Origin of the sequence: Polyangium fumosum (assembly GCF_005144585.1) — a bacterium.
Lineage (GTDB): Bacteria > Myxococcota_A > Polyangia > Polyangiales > Polyangiaceae > Polyangium > Polyangium fumosum.
In genome coordinates this window covers 26112-41744 of record NZ_SSMQ01000055.1, presented here as the reverse complement: position 1 = coordinate 41744, position 15633 = coordinate 26112, and the positions used below count along the sequence as shown (strand labels likewise).

Genomic DNA, 15633 nt, shown 5'->3' with positions numbered 1-15633 from the left:
TGACGCGCGCCGGGCGCCTTGCGACGGTCCCGGCATGGTGCAACGAAGATCGTTTCGACGAAGATGGGCCGCGGCGACGGTGATCGCTGCGCTATTCTTGGGGTTTGGTTTCATGCAGGCGCGTCGGGCGTCCGGGGAGACGCCGCCCGATGACGGCGCGCCTTCCGGCATGGTCGCGTTCGTTGCGGGGGGCGCGTGTCCGCCGGGATGGGTGACCGTGTACGACGTCGCGGGGCGCGTCGTCGTCGGCGCGATGGAGCCGGCGTACGTGGGCCTGGAGGTCGGCACGCCGTTCACCGATCGCGAAGAGCGGATGCACGAGCACGCCTATGCGGGCGAGGTCACGCTCGTCGCGAAAAACATCGCCGCAGCGAATGGCGGGAACCACAATGGCGCCGCCGCGGGGACGTATCCCCTCGCAGGCACCACCATGAAGGTCGCCTCGGGGCTGCCCTTCTTGCAGATCGCGGGGTGCGTGAAGCCATGAAAACACGCGCCACGCTCACCTGTATGCTCTTTGTCGCCCTCGCGGGTTGCCTCGACGGGTATGGCACAGGGACCGGGGCCCCCACGGCCACGAGCCCGGACCCGCAATCGCTCCGCGGCGACGCGCTTCCCACCGGCGCCGTCTCCTTTTTCAAAAAGCTCGCCTGCCCCGAGGGATGGAAGCCCTACGAGCCCGCCGTGGGGCGCACGATCGTCGCCGCAAGTGAAACCTTGCCGAGCGGCGAGGTCGTCGGCGAGCCTCTTTCGAGCCAGGAGGAACGCGAGCATTCGCACGCGCTCGGGGCGAGCGTCGAAATCCCTGCGGTTTCGTACGTGGGCGCGCCCGGCGGCGGGAATTCAGGCGTGGGGCAGGCCGGGGCGGTCTCGTTCGCCACGACATCGGAGCCGGCATCCGCTGATACTCCCTACGTCCAGCTCCTCGCTTGCAAGAAACACGAGGAGTCCGTCCCGCGGCCGACGCCCCTGCCGTCGCGGATGCTCATGTTCTTCGATTTGGAAAAATGCCCCGAGGGCTGGAAGCCGGCCGAAGGCACGGCGGGTAGGCTCCTCGTGGGATTGCCAAAGGACGCGCCCGCGGACCAGACCTTCGGCGGCGACCCGTTCACGAGCCCGGAGCTCCGCTCGCACGGGCACGCGTTTTCGTCCGCGGTCGAAACCCCCTCGCACGGCATCGGGCTCGCCGGCGGGTGCTGCGGGGGCGGATATGCCATGCAAGGCACGTACGAGTTTGCGTCGATGACGGAGCCGTCCGAAGTGGACATTCCGATGCTCGTGCTTCTCCAGTGCGAGAAAGAGTGACGACACGCAAATCAGGGAAACACCCGATAGCCAGGAGCGCGCGTCTCGTGCGATGAGTCGATCCCGGGGGAGGGATTCGTGCACGCAAACTCGGGCTTGACCGTTGGTTCCTCGAAGCCTGTGGAGCGATCGACGCCGCGAGGCGCGTCGCTCGCCTTCTGGGGTCTCGGCGTCGATGTGGTCATCGGCGCCGTGGTGATCGCCGGCATCGCGTTCACCACGCTGAAATTGCAGCTCCTCCGGCACGGCTGACGCCGCGGGGTCAGCGGAGCACGACGTCGAGCGCGTGTGCTTCGAGCAGGCTCGGGACCTCCCATCGCTCGCTCATGCGGCGAATGACGGCCTCGGGCACGCGCGCGGCGCGGGCGCGGTTGCCCGCGAGGAGCGCGCCCCGCGGCGCCTCGACGTAGACGATCCGCACACGCGCGCCGTAATCGGCCGCGAGCGAGAGCAAGGGGCCACGCCGCTGCCGGTTGAGGTTCGTCGCATTGTAAACGAACCGCTCGCCGCGCCGCAGGTGGTCGCGCACGCGCTCCTTGCCCGCTTGCACGACGGCGCCCTGGTTCTCGTCGGGATCGATCTCGAGCTCGCTGCGCAGCTCGTCGAGCGACACCACCGGCAAATCCGGGAATCGCTCGCGGGCGCAGGTGTCTTTCCCCGCGCCCGGCAGGCCGCACATCATGATCATCTCGCTCCGCGTGTCGTCGTGGACCGGCACGTCGGGCGAGCGCCCCTCGGAGCGGAAGTAGACGACGCGCGTGTGATCGGACGGGAAGGCGCGCGGTTTGTCGAAACAACCCTCCTCGGCGCAGAACGCGCGGAAGAGCTCGATGTTGTCGACGATCCGCTGCATGTCCTGGCAGACGCGGCCCCGGATGTCCGCCTCGGCGACGAGCGCGAGCAGATCGGCGCGGCATACGAGCGAGAGCTCCGCGGCGAGCCTCTGCGCGTCGTCCCGCTCGATCAGGTAAAAGGGGATCTGGTGGTGGCGAATGAGCCCGCAGACCATTTCGCGCAGCGAAAACGGCGCGCCGAGCTCCCATAACAACCGCCGCGCCAGCATCTCGCCGGCGCGGGAATGCCCCTTCGCCGTGATGCGCCCGTCCGGCTCTTCTTTCGTGGTGAACGGCTTCGCCACGTCGTGCAGCAGGCATGCGAGCCAGACGGCCGCCTGATCGTCCGCAGAGAGCGCGCGCCATGCGGGCATCGCCACGAGCGTCTCCAGCACCATGCGCGTGTGAATCCAGACGTTGCCCTCGGCGTGGTGAATGGGGTCCTGCGGGCAGGGCTCGAGCGCGCGGACCCATTCGAAGGTCTGCAGCTCGTCCCAGGGCACGCGGAAAGCGGGCGGCCGGGGCGGCTCGGTGAGGAGGGAGAGCGTCATGGCGGGACTCGTGAAAAAAAGGAGGGACGCCACCATAGCACGGGCGAGGGCGGCTGTGCTAGCCTGCGCTGCGCCGTGTCTGCAAAGTACCCGAGGACATTCCACTTCCCGTGGTCGCCAGGCGGGACGTCGGACGACAAGCGCATGTCGGACGTGTCTGCGCTCGTTGGCGCCGAGATCGTCGCCACCGAGAAATGCGACGGCTCGAACCTGACGTACACGCGGAAAAACGTCTTTTCGCGCTCGCACGCGGGCCCGCCCGCGCACCCGAGCTTCGACCTCGCGAAGGCCACGCACGCCCGCATCGGGCACCTCCTCTCTGAGGGGATCTCGGTCTTCTGCGAATACTGTTACGCCGTGCATTCGATCACGTACGACAAGCTCCCCGAGTATTCACTGGTCTTCGGGGTGCGCGACGACACGTCAGGCATCTGGTGGGACTGGGACATGGTGACGGCCCAGGCCGGCGACCTCGGCTTGCCGACGGCGCCCGTGCTTTTCCGCGGCGTGGTTTCGTCGGTGGACGAGCTTCGCGCGCTCACGGACCGGCTTTCGCGGGAGCCCTCGACGTTCGGCGGCCCGCGCGAGGGCGTCGTCGTGCGTGTCGCCGCGCAGTTCGCCGACAGCGCATTTGGTCGATGCGTTGCGAAGTGGGTGCGCAAGGGCCACGTCCAGACGGACGAGCACTGGCTGCACCAGGCGATCGTCCCGCAGCGGCTCGCTCGGTCCGAGTAAGGCGTTTACCGCTTCCCGGCGAGCTTCGTGAGCTCGGCGCAGAGCGCGTCCCGCGCGGGTCCGAGCTTCTCCTCGTACCACGCGAAATCGTCGTCGGGACCTTTGCGCACCTCTGCGAGGAAGTGGTTCGCGGCAGCGTAATCAGTGATCTTGCCGGTTTTCGCGATCTGCAAGGCGAAGACCGGCACGCGCAGCGCGTGAAACGCCTTCTTCCGGGACGGATCGGGCTCGTCGACGAAGCGCTTCTTCGCTTTTTGCCAGTCCGCCGTGGACCGACCGATCGCCGAGGCCGCGAGTTTTTTCCGGTCGAGCGTGTACCGGAACGGCGGGCGGGGGGCGACGATCACGTGCGCCGGCGGCGCGAATTGGCATTCGAGCGCGAAGACGCTCTGGTCGGCGAGCGCGTCCTCGAACGTCGCGACGCCGTGAATGACGATGTTGAGGCGCGGGGCGAACGCGAGGTCCTGCCTTTGCCCGGGCTTGCCGAGCACCACGAGGAAGTCCTCGTCGGACCCCGATCCAGCCGTGCCGTACACGCGCGAGCCGACGCGGTACGCCGCGCGGATCTCCGCGTGCGGGACCCGAAGGACGGCGATCAGGCGGCCGAGGACGTCGTCGGACACGATCGCATCTTACAGCGGGAGGGTCGCGCTGGAAAGTTCCCACGTGCCGGCATTGCGAAGGGGGGGCGGCGCGAAGAAACGGGTAGCATTCTCGGCGGTTTCGTGATCCAATGAGGGCCGTGGTATCCTTCTCCGCCTTCCGCCAGGCCCGGCGCCTCCTCGCGCTCGGAATCGGATCGGTATCGCTCCTGTCGGGATGCTCGCCGGAGGCCCCTCCTGCAAATCCCGACACGGGGCCGAAGATGCCGGAGGGCGGCCTGCTCGACTACCCCGTGGATGCAATCGGCCCGTTCCGGGTCGGTTATCGCTCCTTTCTGCACACGTACCAGCCGAAGGGCGTCGAGGGGTCGCGCGAGATCCGCATCAATCTCTGGTATCCCACCCTCGATGAAGAAGGTACGCCGCCGAAGTATCTGAACGCATTTCCCGACGACGATGTTTTCGAGGGCGCGACCGTCGCGCCGCCGATGGAAGCGGCGGGGTACCCCGTGCACCTGCATTCGCACGGGTATTCGGGGTTCGGTGGGACGAGTTCCGACATGATGCACTGGTTTGCTTCGCACGGCTGGGTCGCGATCGCCCCCGACCACAAGGGCAACACGCTGCCGGAGCACGAGGATACCGTGCCGCTCACCATCAGCTTTCTGCGCTCGATGGACCTCTCCGCGTCGCTCGACGCCCTCGAGGCGCTGCCCGCGGAGGATCCGCTCGCGACCAAATGCCGCACGGATGAGGTCTTGCTCTCCGGCCATAGCTTCGGCGGTCGCACGGCCTGGGCGAGCGGGGGCGCGGTGTACGACCTCGCCGAGATTCAGGCCATGTGCGACGAGGGCACGAGATTCTCCGAGCCTTGCACGCCCGAGCAGATCGCTGTCTTCGGTGATGGGCTCGGAGATTCGCGCGTCAAAGCGGGCATTCCCATGGCGAGCGGCGTCGGGGACGAGCCGGGCTGGTTCGGACTCGACGGATACGACGCCGTGAAGAAGCCCTACATGCAGATGAGCGGGACGCTCGATCCGGTCGGCGCCGAGAACGTGTGGGCGCGCGTGACCTCGATTGATTTCACGTGGCTCGATTTCGAGGGCGGCTGCCATCAGCTCTTCGCGCTCGGCGGCTGCAAGGAGTTCGACTCGTACGAGGGCTGGAAGCTCGTGAACACGTACGCCTTTACGTTCGCGCGCCGGCACATCCTCGGCGATAAGAGCGACAAGGTCCAGAAGATCCTCGACGGCACCGAGGTCCTCTCGCCGAAGGTCAAGTTTCAGCACAAATGAGGTAGGCGATGGCATTCCGGGACAAACCTCTCACGAAGACCTTTTTTTCCCGGGCGCTCCTCCCCGCGGCGCTCGTGGCCTCGCTGGGCGCGTGCAGCGAGGAGGCGCCCCCGCCGAGCGGCGGGCTTGGGCCGCGGCCGCCAATGCCGGAGATCGCCGCGCAGACCGGGGCGCAGCGCCTCACGGTCGCTCAGTATGGCAATGCCATCCGCGACCTCTTCGGTGAGGACATCAACGTGCCGACATCGATCGAGCCCGACGCCCCGCTCGATGGCTTCGTGACGCTCGGCTCCTCGGTCAGCACGATCTCCTCGCGCGGCGTCGAAAAATACGAGAAGGCCGCGTTTGCGATCGCGGAGCAGGTCGTGGCGGACCCCGCGCGGAAGGCCTCCGTCCTCCCGTGTACGCCCACGGGGGCGAACGACCTCGATTGCGCGAAAAAGTTCGCCACCTCGCTCGGGCGCCGCGTCTACCGCCGGCCGCTCGCCGCCGCGGAGGTCGATCGGCTGGGCGGAGTGCTCGTGCAGGCGGCGACCACGCTCGGCAGCTTCGACAAGGGGATCGAGTTTGCCGTTGCGGCGATGCTCCAGTCGCCGAATTTCCTCTATCGCCCCCAGGTTGGCGAGCCGGACCCGAAGAACCCGGGGAAGCGCAGGTACACGAGCCTCGAAATGGCCTCGAAGCTCTCGTTTTTCCTGTGGAACAGCATTCCGGACGAGGATCTGCTCGCGGCGGCCGAGGCAGGAAAGCTCGTCGAGGACGAGGGCCTCGCGGACCAGGTCCTGCGCATGCTCGAATCGCCGCGGGCGCGGGAAGGGCTGCGGGCGTTCGTCACGGATTGGCTGCACCTCGGCGATCTCGACGCGCTCTCGAAGGATCCCACCCTTTTCACCTATTACAGCCCTGAGGTCGGCCCTGCCGCGCGCGAGGAGACGTTGCGCGTTTTTGAGCATCTCGTCTTCGAGCTCGACGCCGATTACCGCGACGTCTTCCTCACGCGGACGAGCTTCGTCAACCCGAAGCTCGCCTCCATGTATGCCGTGCCCGCGCCGACGGACGAGGGGTTCGGCAAGGTGGTGTTCTCCGAGGATTCGCCGCGCATTGGCCTCCTCGGGCACATCAGCATCCTCGCCTTGCATTCGCATCCGCGGTCCACGTCGGCCACGCTCCGCGGCAAGTTCGTCCGTGAGGATCTGCTCTGTGACGGCATTCCGCCGCCGCCCGTCAACGTGAATACGGGTTTGCCGGATGCGTCGACGGAGGCGCGGACGCTGCGTGAGCGCATCGCGCAGCACAACACGGATCCCACGTGCCGGGCTTGCCACATGCTCATGGATCCCATTGGCCTCGGCCTCGAGAACTTCGACGGGATCGGCCGGTTCCGCATGAAGGAGACCGACGCGGTCATCGATCCGTCGGGCAACCTCGACGGCGTGCCTTTCGCGAATGCGCGCGAGCTCGCCCTGCGCATTCACGACAACGACAAGGTCGCGCCTTGTTTCGTGCGCAAGCTCTACTCATATGCGACGGCGTTCGAGCCCACGAAGGAAGAGAGCGCTGCGATCAACACCCTCACGTACGATTTCCGCGCGGCGGGTCATCGCGTGAAGTCGCTTCTCTCGTTCATCGCGACGAGCCCGGGTTTCCGGCTCGCGCACGAGCCTTGACCACCGGTGACGAAGGGGATCATGCCATGAAGCGAACCAAGCTGAGCCGAAGGAAGATGCTCCGGGGCATGCTCGGGGGCACGGCGGTCGCCATCGGGCTGCCGGCGCTCGAGATGTTTCTCAACACGAACGGGACGGCCTATGCCCAAGGCGACGCCCTGCCGAAGCGATTCGGGATCTTTTTCTGGGGCAATGGCACCCTGCCCGATTTTTGGGTGCCCAAAGGAACGGGGCCGACCTGGGAGCCGTCTGCCACGCTAGCGCCTCTCGCCGACGTGAAGGACAAGGTCTCGGTCATCACCGGCATGAAGGTGTACACCGGGAACACCGTGCCGCATTTCTCGGGATCGGCGGGCATCCTCTCAGGCGCGACGCCGCTCAGCAATGGCACCGAGCTCGCCACGTTCACGCAGCCGAGCATCGATCAGGTGATCGCCGAGGCCGTCGGGCAGGACACGCGCTTCCGCTCGCTCGAATTCGCGGTCCAGCCTGGCGGGCGGAGCCTCTCGTATACGGCGCCGCATAGCGTGAACCCGCCGGAGAACTCGCCCGCGGCGCTCTTCCAGCGTGTCTTCGTGGACGGGTTCGTCATGCCGGGCAGCACGCCGATGCCGGATCCGCGGTTGCCGCTGCGGCAGAGCATCCTCGACGGGATCACGGAGGAAGCCGCAGCGCTCCAGCAGGTCCTTGGACAAACGGACAAGGAGCGCCTGGAAAAACACCTCGACGGCATCCGCGCGCTGGAGAAGCAGATCGAAAAGCTCCAGCAGAACCCGCCGAGCCTCGCGGCCTGTATGGTGCCGCAAAAGCCGCTCGACGAATATCCCGACGTGGACGGCAGGCCGCCGATGTCCGAGATTTCGCGCGTGATGGTGGACATTCTCGTCATGGCGCTCGCCTGCGACCAGACGCGCGTGTTCAGCCAGTGGTTCTCGAGCCCTGTCGGCAATCCGCTGTATCCAGGGGCGACGGCCGGGCATCACCAGCTCACCCACGACGAGCCCGGCGAACAGCCGCAGGTGCAGAGCATCTTGCTCTACATCATGTCCGAGTTCGCCTATCTCGTGAAGGCGCTCGGCGCCGTCCCCGAGGGCGACAGCACGCTGCTCGAGCATTGCGCGATCCTCGGGACGAGTGATTGCTCGTACGGCAAATCGCACCTGCTCGAAGAGTACCCGATCCTCATCGCGGGGAGCTGCAACGGAGCGCTCAAGACAGGGCTGCATTATCGGTCCCCATCGGCCGAAAACGCGAGCAAGGTGCTCCTCTCGCTCGCGCGGGGGATGGGGATGACGCTCGACAGCTTCGGCCAAGGCGATGCGCGTGTGACCTCCAGCTTGACGGCGATCGAGGTATGAAGACGAAAGGCTTTTCTGGGCTCCTGCCTGCGCTTTGTCTCGGCCTCTTTCTCGTCGGATGCGGCGAGGAAGATGGGCCCACTGCCACGTCTTGCGAGACTGGTGAGACGTACGCGGCCATTACCACGAAGCTCGCCTTTGCGCGTCTGGTGTCGCCGACCGTGGCACCCGGCTTCGATCTCGACGGGCGGACGAGCGACGGGACCGACTCCCTTTCCTGCGGAAAGGCGGATTTCGTCGATTCCGAGGGGCATGGCGGCGTGGACAACCAGCTCGCGCCGCTCGTCCCGGAGGTGGAGAAGTTCGTCGGCGACGCGATCGACGGGCTCCTGCAAGGGTCGATCAACGACGGGCAGCTCGTCATCCTCATGGAGATGGAGAACGTCGACGATTTCAAGAACGACGCCTGCGTGAACCTCGCCGTGCAGGTCGGCGTGAAGAAGCGGCCGACCCTCGGCACGGACGGTATCATCGAATCCTACCAGACGTTCGAGCCCGACATGACCGCGACCCGCAGCTACGTCAGGAATGCGCGGATCGAGAACGGCGTGCTCGAAACCGGCCCGTTTGCCCTCGCGATCCCGCTCGCCATTTTCGACGTCGCCTTCACGTTGAGCGTGCAGGACGCGCGGTTCCGTTTGTCGATCGACGAGGAGCTCAAGTTCAAGGGCCATCTCGGCGGCGGCGTCTTGCCGCAAGAGATCCTCGACGGCGTGGCGGACGGTGATGGGCTCGAGGATCTGCTCCCGCAGATCAAGGTGCTCCTCGAAGCGAACACGGACCTCGCATACAACGAGGACACCGGCAAATGCGAGCAGCTCTCGGCGACGCTCGATGTCGAGGGCGTGCCGGCGTTCATCCGCCGCTGAAGCGGGGGCGCACGTGACCTCCGCGCGCGTGCCGCCGCACGGCGCCGCGTGTTCGTCCACCATCGGTCTTTCACCTCGGCGCCGCTGCCGATATGCTGGCGCGATGCGAATCCCTTTGCGAACCCTTGGGAAGGTCGCCTTGGTCGTCGCGCTCTCGGCCCTCGCGGGCTGTGGGGATGACGAGGGCGGCACGACCACGACCAGCGGCGAGGTGCCGCGCAAGCCCATGTTCCTCGTCGCGAACAGCCGCGGCGACAACGTGCTTCGATTCGAGCAGGACACGGGCGCGCTCGTCGATGTTTTCATCCCGAAAGGCACGGGCGGCCTCTTTCATCCCGATTCCATGACGCTCGGCCCCGAGGGGGACCTCTACCTCGCGAGCGGCGATACGCCCGAGACCTCCGCGGTCCTGCGGTTCGATTCCTCGACGGGCGCGTTTTACGGCGAATTTGCGAAGGGCGGGGGCCTGCACCGGCCTTATGGCATCGCCTTCGGGCCGGACGGGCGGCTTTACGTGGCGAGCTTCCTGACCGATCAGATCCTGCGATACGACGGGAAAACGGGGGATTTCATCGACGTCTTCAAAGAGGGCGATGGAATGCCCGGGGGCCTGAACGGGCCGAATGGGCTGCTCTTCGGGCCCGACGAAAAACTCTACGTCACGACCCAGGGCTCCATCGCCGAGAACGGGGCGCCCATGTTCCCAGGGCTCCCGAGCCAGGTCTTGCAGATCGACGTCACGACGGGCGAAATGGTGGTCTTCGCCGACCAGCCCGCGCTTTCCGACGCCGGGCATGGTTACATCAGCCTGCTCGGGCTCGCCTACGGGCCGGATTGCAATGCGGGGTTCTGCGAACTCTACGTCAGCGATTACGCGAACGACATTCGGCGCTACGATTTCACGATGGGGACCTTGCTCGGCACGATCGGCACGAACTACACGGGCGGTTCGCCGAGCGGCAATTACCTCGGCGGCCTGAGCTTCGGCGACGGCGGTCGTATCTTCACCGTGGGCTTCGACGTGGACGACACGAAGGGCAACCCGGGGACGGTGCTGCGCTTCGAAGCCGATGGAACGCCTGTGCCCGCGTCGGGGCAGTCGGGCGCGGTGCTCGTGAAGGCGGATGCGAGGCTCGCGCGGCCGATCGGGATCCTCGCGCTGCCCTGAAAAATGCTAAAAGGGGCGGCGATGTCCGAAGCCGCCCTCGCGCCCGCCTCCTCCGCGCTCGCCGATGCGCTGGCGATCGCCCGGTATCACATCGTGCTCGTGGCCATGACCGCGTGTGTCGTCTTCGGCTGGCTCATGACGGGCCGCTATCTGCCGCTCGTGGCGCTCGTCGTGGGCCTCGACTGGTTCCTCATCAACCTGATGAACCGGATCACCGACATCGACGAGGACCTCAAGAACGGGATCCGCGGAACCGAGCGTGTCGCGCGCAGGAAGCGCCTGCTCACGGTGGGCTCCGTGCTGCTCATGGGCGGGTCGTTCGTCGCGACGCACCTGGTTTGGCCGGGCCTCACGCCGTTCCGGCTCGCGGTCCAGGTCATCGGGCTCGCGTACAATTACAACATCGTCCCCACGCCGCGCGGCTTTTCCCGCCTGAAGGAGATCTACTTCTTCAAGAACTTCGGCTCGTCGGTTCTCTTCGTCCTCACGTGTTTCGTGTATCCCCTCGTCACGAGCTCCGGCGCGCGCGTGATGCCGTGGAGCGGGGTCGTTTGTCTTGCGTTGTTTTTCGTTCCCTTCGAGCTGACGTACGAGATCCTTTACGACATGCGGGATCTGGAAGGGGATCGGCAGGAAGGGATCCCGACGTATCCCGTGGTGCATGGACCTCATCGCGCGCGGCAGATCATCGACGGGCTGCTCGTCGGCGCAGCGGGCATTCTCGTCGCGGGAATCGTCTCCGGCGCGATCGGCGTTCGGGAGGGGCTGATGCTTGCGGCGCCCGCGACGCAGCTCGCCTTTTATCGGCCGCGGTACCGTCGGGGCCTCACCTCGCACGATTGTATCGTGCTCACGCACCTCGGGACGGCGCAGCTCGTGTTGTATCTGGTCGGCACGGCGATCTGGCAACGCGCGGGCATGCCGGCGAACGTATTTCTTTGATACGGCCGTCCGTTCACCGGGTCGATAGTTCGGTCGCCGCGAAATAAGGGACCGCCACGATCGCCGTGTGGTGCCAGAGCGGGAGTTCCGCGGGCGCGGTCGAGACGAGGAGCACGAAAAAGAGGCCGGCCGCGACCATGCGCGGGAGCGCGACGGAGAGCGGAATGCCGCCGCCGCGACGGCGCGCGAAGACGACGGACGCGAGCACGAACACGCCGATCACCGAGAGCCCCCAGAGCGAAGCCACGCCGAGCGCGTCCCGTTGCGCCCACCGGAAAAACCCCCACCACGTGATTTGAATGAGCGCGTGCGCGACGAGCGGAGCCGCGACGATCGTGGCGAGCGCGCGCCGGAGCCGCCCGTCGCCGGACGAGAGCCGGCCCGACAAGGCGAGGTCCGCGCCAATCGCAAAATATCCCCAGCCGAGGATCCCGATGATCGGGACGCCGAGGTGCCCCGCGTCCACCCACGACCAGAGCCCCGCCCGCACCGCAATCACCTCGACGAGCGACGCGTCGAACGCGACGATCGCAAACACCACGAGCGGACGGAGCCGCTCGATCCGCGGCCACACGCACGCCGCGACCTCACGGGCCGAGAGGATCACGAGCGGCCAGATGAGCGGCACGAGGATCGGGACCCGATCCAGCCGGACATGCCAGCCCATCGCGTAATGATAATAGTCGTACAACACGACGCACGTCTCCTCGCCGATCCAACCGGCGACGGCGAGCGCTGCATAATCGGTCAGGAGATCCGCAGGCGGCCGTCTCCGCGCCATGGCCGCGAGCGCAAGCAAGACGACGGCGACGCAGGCAACCTCGAACACGAGCAAAGGCACGCGCCGACGCTAGCACGCCGCCCGCAGGCTGCTGATAAACTTGCTGCGCGCCCTGCATCGTCGGTCGTCGTCCTCGGAATACGCTTGTATTCCTGCGTCCTCCTCCCTAGCTCCAGGGCGCTCGCTCCCGTTTCTCAGCAGCCTGCGAGGACCTTCGAGGTCACGACTTCAGCGTGAATACACGGATCCCCTGCTGCCGCCCGCGCACCGGCGCGACGCCGAGATCCTCGAACGTCACCTCGGGCACGCGCTGCACGGTCTCCTCGCTGACGAGCACGTCGACGCCCTTGTCCTTGGTCATCGCTTCGAGGCGCGAGGTCGTGTTCACCGCGTCGCCGATGACCGTGAACTCGAGCCGGCTGCCGCCGCCGAGGCAGCCCGCCACCACGGTCCCCGAGTGCACGCCGATGCCGATACGCAGGCCCGCCGAGCGGAGGCGGTTCTGCTCGTCGAGCGCAGCGCGAATGCGGCGCACGGCCTCGATGGCGCGGCGCGCGTGGTCGTGCCCGGGCTCGGTCGCGCCAAACACCGCGAGCATGCCGTCGCCCATGAACTTGTCGACGATGCCGCCACACGCGTGCACCGCCTCGGAGAGCGCGCCCTGGAGCTGGTTCAGCATCTCGAAGACGTCGCCGGGCTCCATGCACTCCGAGAGCGAGGTGAAGCCGCGCAGGTCCGTGACGAGCAGCGTCGCCTCCACGGACCGCGGCGCGTCGAGGAGCGAGAGCGGATCCTTCAAGGCCGCGCGCGCGACGCCCGGCAAGAGGCGCTCGAGGAGCAATTGCCCACGCGTGGCCTCCATCGCGCGTCGCACCTGATCGGCGAGCCAGACGTTGAGCAATCCGATCGCGACGATCGCCACGCCCGAGTAGAGCAGTTGCACGCGCGAGGCATGATCCCCGAGGAGGCGAACGAGCAACACCACGGCGAGGGCCGTCGTCCACGCGGCCGCGCGGCGATCGAAGCGGATGCCGCCCGTCGCGGCGAAGAGGCCACAAGCGAGCGCGCTGACCGCCGCCATCGCGGTCGTGACGCCCATATGCGCGATACGCGCGCCGAGCAGGCTGTCGATGAGGAAGAAGTCGACGACGGGCACGATGAACCAGTACACGCGGCCGTACGGGAGCCGCATGATCGCGAAGAAGATCGCGGCCGAGAGGAGCACCCACAACGCTCCGCCGGTGATGTTCGTCGCGGGCCGCAGGCCCCGGAGCCAAAGCGTGACGTCGAGCACGAGCACGAGCCCGTACGCCGACAAGCGAACGACCGCGACGCGCATCTCGTTCCGGCGCGCCTCGCGGTTCAACGCCTCCTTCATCGCAGCGGCGAGCTCGCTCCGGTTCGAGGCGTGGGCCACGGTTCCCATGTCGATCCACCAACGCAAATCGGATCCCGTGCGTCAAGCGTTATTCGTTCGGATCCCTCGTTTGCTTCGTCCTTGACCGGCGCGGGGCCCGATGACAGACCCGCAGGGCAAACCATAACGACAGGAGAATCCCGTGCCTCGTCCCATCCTCAACCTCGACGAGCTCCAGTATTTTCCGATGGGCCATGGCGAACGGTTCGCGTGTCGCGTGAGCCTCTTCAGTCAGCAGATCGGCGCGCAGAAGCTCGGGTACAACGTCTCGATCATCCCGCCCGGCAAGCGCGCGTTCCCGTTTCACGCCCATCGCGTGAACGAGGAGATGTTTTTCGTGCTCGAAGGCGAGGGCGAGATGCGTCTCGGCGACGAGCGACACCCGATCCGCCGCGGTGACATGATCGCGTGTCCGCCCTCCGGGCCGGAGTCGGCACACCAGTTCATCAATACGTCCGAGACTGACGAGCTCAAAGTCCTGTCCGTGAGCACGCGGACGAGGCCCGAGTTCGTGGAGTATCCCGACTCGGGCAACTTCGGCATCGTCGCCGAGTTCGGTCCGGGCGCGGACGGAAAGCCGCGTATGTTCCGATACGTCGGGCGAGATGGAGAGAGTCGCGATTACTGAGAAGGAAACGAGTAGGCGAGTGAGTCAGGCCGAGGCCGGAGGCTCGTCCAGATCGGGGAGCAGGAGGCCCATGCCGATATCGTCGACGAAGAGCCCGTCGTCGCGACGAAGCAGCCCGCGGCGGGATCCTTCCTGCTGGAAGCCGAGGGATCGATAAAGCGCGACGGCGCGAGGGTTGTCGGCGCGAACGTGGAGCTCGACACGATGGATGCGGCCTCCGTCCTCGTCGCGATGGTCGCGTACCCAGCCGAGGAGCGCTTCGAGGAGCGCACGGCCGAGGCCGATTCCTTGTGCGTCGGGATGCACGCCGATGCCGAGGACGGCGACGTGTCGGACCATGCGGAACGAGAGGCGGAGGAGCGAGGCCTCCGCCACGATTCCGCGCCCCTCTTCCTCGGCGACCATGCAAAAGGCCGATCCGTCCGTCGCCGCCATGCCCGCGCGTATTTGTAGCTCGCCGTAGGTGATCGGGTCGTCGGGCAGCTCGTCGGGGTATTTGACGATTCCGTGGCGGGCGTCGACGATCGCGCGTTCGAGATCGAGCAGACCGGCGGAATCGGCGGGGTAGATGGCCATTCGGAGGAGGGCGCGGCGGCCCTTCCGGAGCGGGACGTGCGAGGGTGGGAACGGCGTGAAGGGCATGGGCGTGCTGACCGAGCAAGCGCCCGCGGCCCTCGAAAGTCAAGCGCCCGCGCACGCCGGCGCCGCGGTTTCACGCAAACGTCACGCAGCGCGGCGAATACCCCGGCCGTGGCGCCGTTCGGGCGCCAGGGCACAACGTTCGAGATTCCCTCGTGTTGGATGCTCGATTCCCGCCCCCGGTGAACCACCCGTCCCTGCGAGCCCTCCGCCTACCGGCGCGGAAAAAAGCACGATTCTCCCGTTCGCCTCCAGCCGGAGCAGGCCTTGATCCACGGACGAACGTGGGAGGCCAAGGAGTTTGTCCCGGAGCAGCGCGAGTGATACGATTTCGCCCGGGGCGGGCAGGAGGCGGGCGAGCGCGTAGAGGATTCGAGCCTCTACTGCAGCATCCGGCCCCGCGTCCCGCGCTTCGCGCACGTGATCGGCGAGGCGCACTACGGCGTCGAGCTGCTCCGGAGGGAGACGCCACAATCCTGAAAGAATCTCCTCGAAGACGAACACACCGGAGGAGACGAGTGTAGGCGCGCTGCTCGTTCGCTCGCGCACGGGTGGGAGTGGCGGCGGCACGGGGGTGCGGCTGAATCGGGCGCGGATTCGACCGAGCAGATCCAGAAGGCGAGACCGCCATCCATTTTCGGGGACGCAGGAGGGATCGACGATCGTCGGCCGCATGTCCTCGGGCCAGGTCGGCCGTTCGTGGATTCCGATCGGGACGTCGTCGTCCGACGATTCTGGCAGCGTTGGCATAACTCCCTCCCGTTTTTGTTTGATCACCGCTCGTAGGCGACCCGTCGAGACAACCTTCTCGGATTGGCCTTGTTTTCGTGCGCGCGAGCAGGG

At 66.8% G+C, this 15633-nt stretch carries 17 protein-coding genes; 11 read left to right on the top strand and 6 right to left on the bottom strand.

Going from position 1 to position 15633, the window contains the following annotated elements; translation table 11 throughout:
- Positions 1–112: 112 nt before the first annotated feature.
- The 3 genes from E8A74_RS37385 (at position 113) to E8A74_RS55685 (ending at position 1557) form a co-directional block, all read left to right on the top strand.
- The gene (locus E8A74_RS37385) at positions 113–487 is read left to right on the top strand and encodes a hypothetical protein (protein ID WP_136933878.1); all 375 of its coding nucleotides are present in this window, start codon (positions 113–115) and stop codon (positions 485–487) included.
- A complete protein-coding gene (locus E8A74_RS37380) occupies positions 484–1305 on the top strand; it encodes a hypothetical protein (protein WP_136933877.1) in 822 nt (273 codons plus the stop codon). Before E8A74_RS37385 ends, E8A74_RS37380 begins: the two co-directional genes overlap by 4 nt.
- Before the next feature lie 120 nt (positions 1306–1425).
- Positions 1426–1557: a hypothetical protein gene (locus E8A74_RS55685; RefSeq protein WP_269749914.1), complete on the top strand. Its 132-nt coding sequence runs from the start codon at positions 1426–1428 to the stop codon at positions 1555–1557.
- 10 nt (positions 1558–1567) lie between these two features.
- On the opposite strand, the gene E8A74_RS37375 is transcribed toward E8A74_RS55685, so the two are convergent.
- Positions 1568–2689 (bottom strand): AAA family ATPase, encoded by a 1122-nt coding sequence (locus E8A74_RS37375; RefSeq protein WP_136933876.1) that lies wholly within the window; start codon positions 2687–2689, stop codon positions 1568–1570.
- Between the two features lie 144 nt (positions 2690–2833).
- On the opposite strand from E8A74_RS37375, the gene E8A74_RS37370 reads away from it, so the two are divergent.
- Entirely contained in the window at positions 2834–3424 is a 591-nt protein-coding gene (locus tag E8A74_RS37370; RefSeq protein WP_232379927.1) for an RNA ligase family protein, read from the top strand.
- Positions 3425–3429: 5 nt separating this feature from the next.
- Here E8A74_RS37370 and E8A74_RS37365 read toward each other — a convergent pair whose 3' ends face one another.
- Positions 3430–4047, bottom strand: coding sequence for a hypothetical protein (locus tag E8A74_RS37365; RefSeq protein ID WP_232379926.1), 618 nt, complete (start codon positions 4045–4047; stop codon positions 3430–3432).
- A 119-nt stretch (positions 4048–4166) separates the two neighbouring features.
- Here E8A74_RS37365 and E8A74_RS37360 point away from each other — a divergent pair, with 119 nt between their 5' ends.
- The 6 genes from E8A74_RS37360 to E8A74_RS37335 all read left to right on the top strand — a co-directional run bounded on the left by E8A74_RS37360 (position 4167) and on the right by E8A74_RS37335 (position 11325).
- Positions 4167–5321 (top strand): alpha/beta hydrolase family protein, encoded by a 1155-nt coding sequence (locus E8A74_RS37360; RefSeq protein WP_170229660.1) that lies wholly within the window; start codon positions 4167–4169, stop codon positions 5319–5321.
- Positions 5322–5329: 8 nt separating this feature from the next.
- Positions 5330–6988: a DUF1592 domain-containing protein gene (locus E8A74_RS37355; RefSeq protein ID WP_136933873.1), complete on the top strand. Its 1659-nt coding sequence runs from the start codon at positions 5330–5332 to the stop codon at positions 6986–6988.
- Between the two features lie 26 nt (positions 6989–7014).
- Positions 7015–8346 carry a DUF1552 domain-containing protein gene (locus E8A74_RS37350; protein ID WP_136933872.1) on the top strand — a complete coding sequence of 444 codons (1332 nt, stop codon included), beginning with the start codon at positions 7015–7017 and terminating at the stop codon, positions 8344–8346.
- Complete coding sequence (locus tag E8A74_RS37345; protein ID WP_136933871.1) at positions 8343–9215, top strand: hypothetical protein; 873 nt, start codon at positions 8343–8345, stop codon at positions 9213–9215. The genes E8A74_RS37350 and E8A74_RS37345 overlap by 4 nt, the downstream gene beginning before the upstream one ends.
- A gap of 103 nt (positions 9216–9318) precedes the next feature.
- Positions 9319–10383, top strand: coding sequence for a Vgb family protein (locus E8A74_RS37340; protein ID WP_136933870.1), 1065 nt, complete (start codon positions 9319–9321; stop codon positions 10381–10383).
- Positions 10384–10404: 21 nt separating this feature from the next.
- A complete protein-coding gene (locus tag E8A74_RS37335; RefSeq protein WP_170229659.1) occupies positions 10405–11325 on the top strand; it encodes a UbiA family prenyltransferase in 921 nt (306 codons plus the stop codon).
- Positions 11326–11338: 13 nt separating this feature from the next.
- Here E8A74_RS37335 and E8A74_RS37330 read toward each other — a convergent pair whose 3' ends face one another.
- Both E8A74_RS37330 and E8A74_RS37325 read right to left on the bottom strand, forming a co-directional pair.
- Positions 11339–12166 (bottom strand): hypothetical protein, encoded by an 828-nt coding sequence (locus E8A74_RS37330; RefSeq protein WP_136933868.1) that lies wholly within the window; start codon positions 12164–12166, stop codon positions 11339–11341.
- Between the two features lie 160 nt (positions 12167–12326).
- Positions 12327–13532 carry an adenylate/guanylate cyclase domain-containing protein gene (locus E8A74_RS37325; protein WP_136933867.1) on the bottom strand — a complete coding sequence of 402 codons (1206 nt, stop codon included), beginning with the start codon at positions 13530–13532 and terminating at the stop codon, positions 12327–12329.
- Between the two features lie 178 nt (positions 13533–13710).
- Here E8A74_RS37325 and E8A74_RS37320 point away from each other — a divergent pair, with 178 nt between their 5' ends.
- Positions 13711–14151 (top strand): cupin domain-containing protein, encoded by a 441-nt coding sequence (locus E8A74_RS37320; RefSeq protein ID WP_136933920.1) that lies wholly within the window; start codon positions 13711–13713, stop codon positions 14149–14151.
- A 24-nt stretch (positions 14152–14175) separates the two neighbouring features.
- On the opposite strand, the gene E8A74_RS37315 is transcribed toward E8A74_RS37320, so the two are convergent.
- Entirely contained in the window at positions 14176–14793 is a 618-nt protein-coding gene (locus tag E8A74_RS37315; RefSeq protein WP_136933866.1) for a GNAT family N-acetyltransferase, read from the bottom strand.
- Between the two features lie 81 nt (positions 14794–14874).
- On the bottom strand, positions 14875–15540 hold the full coding sequence (locus E8A74_RS37310) for a hypothetical protein (RefSeq protein ID WP_136933865.1): 666 nt from the start codon (positions 15538–15540) through the stop codon (positions 14875–14877).
- Positions 15541–15633: the final 93 nt, after the last annotated feature.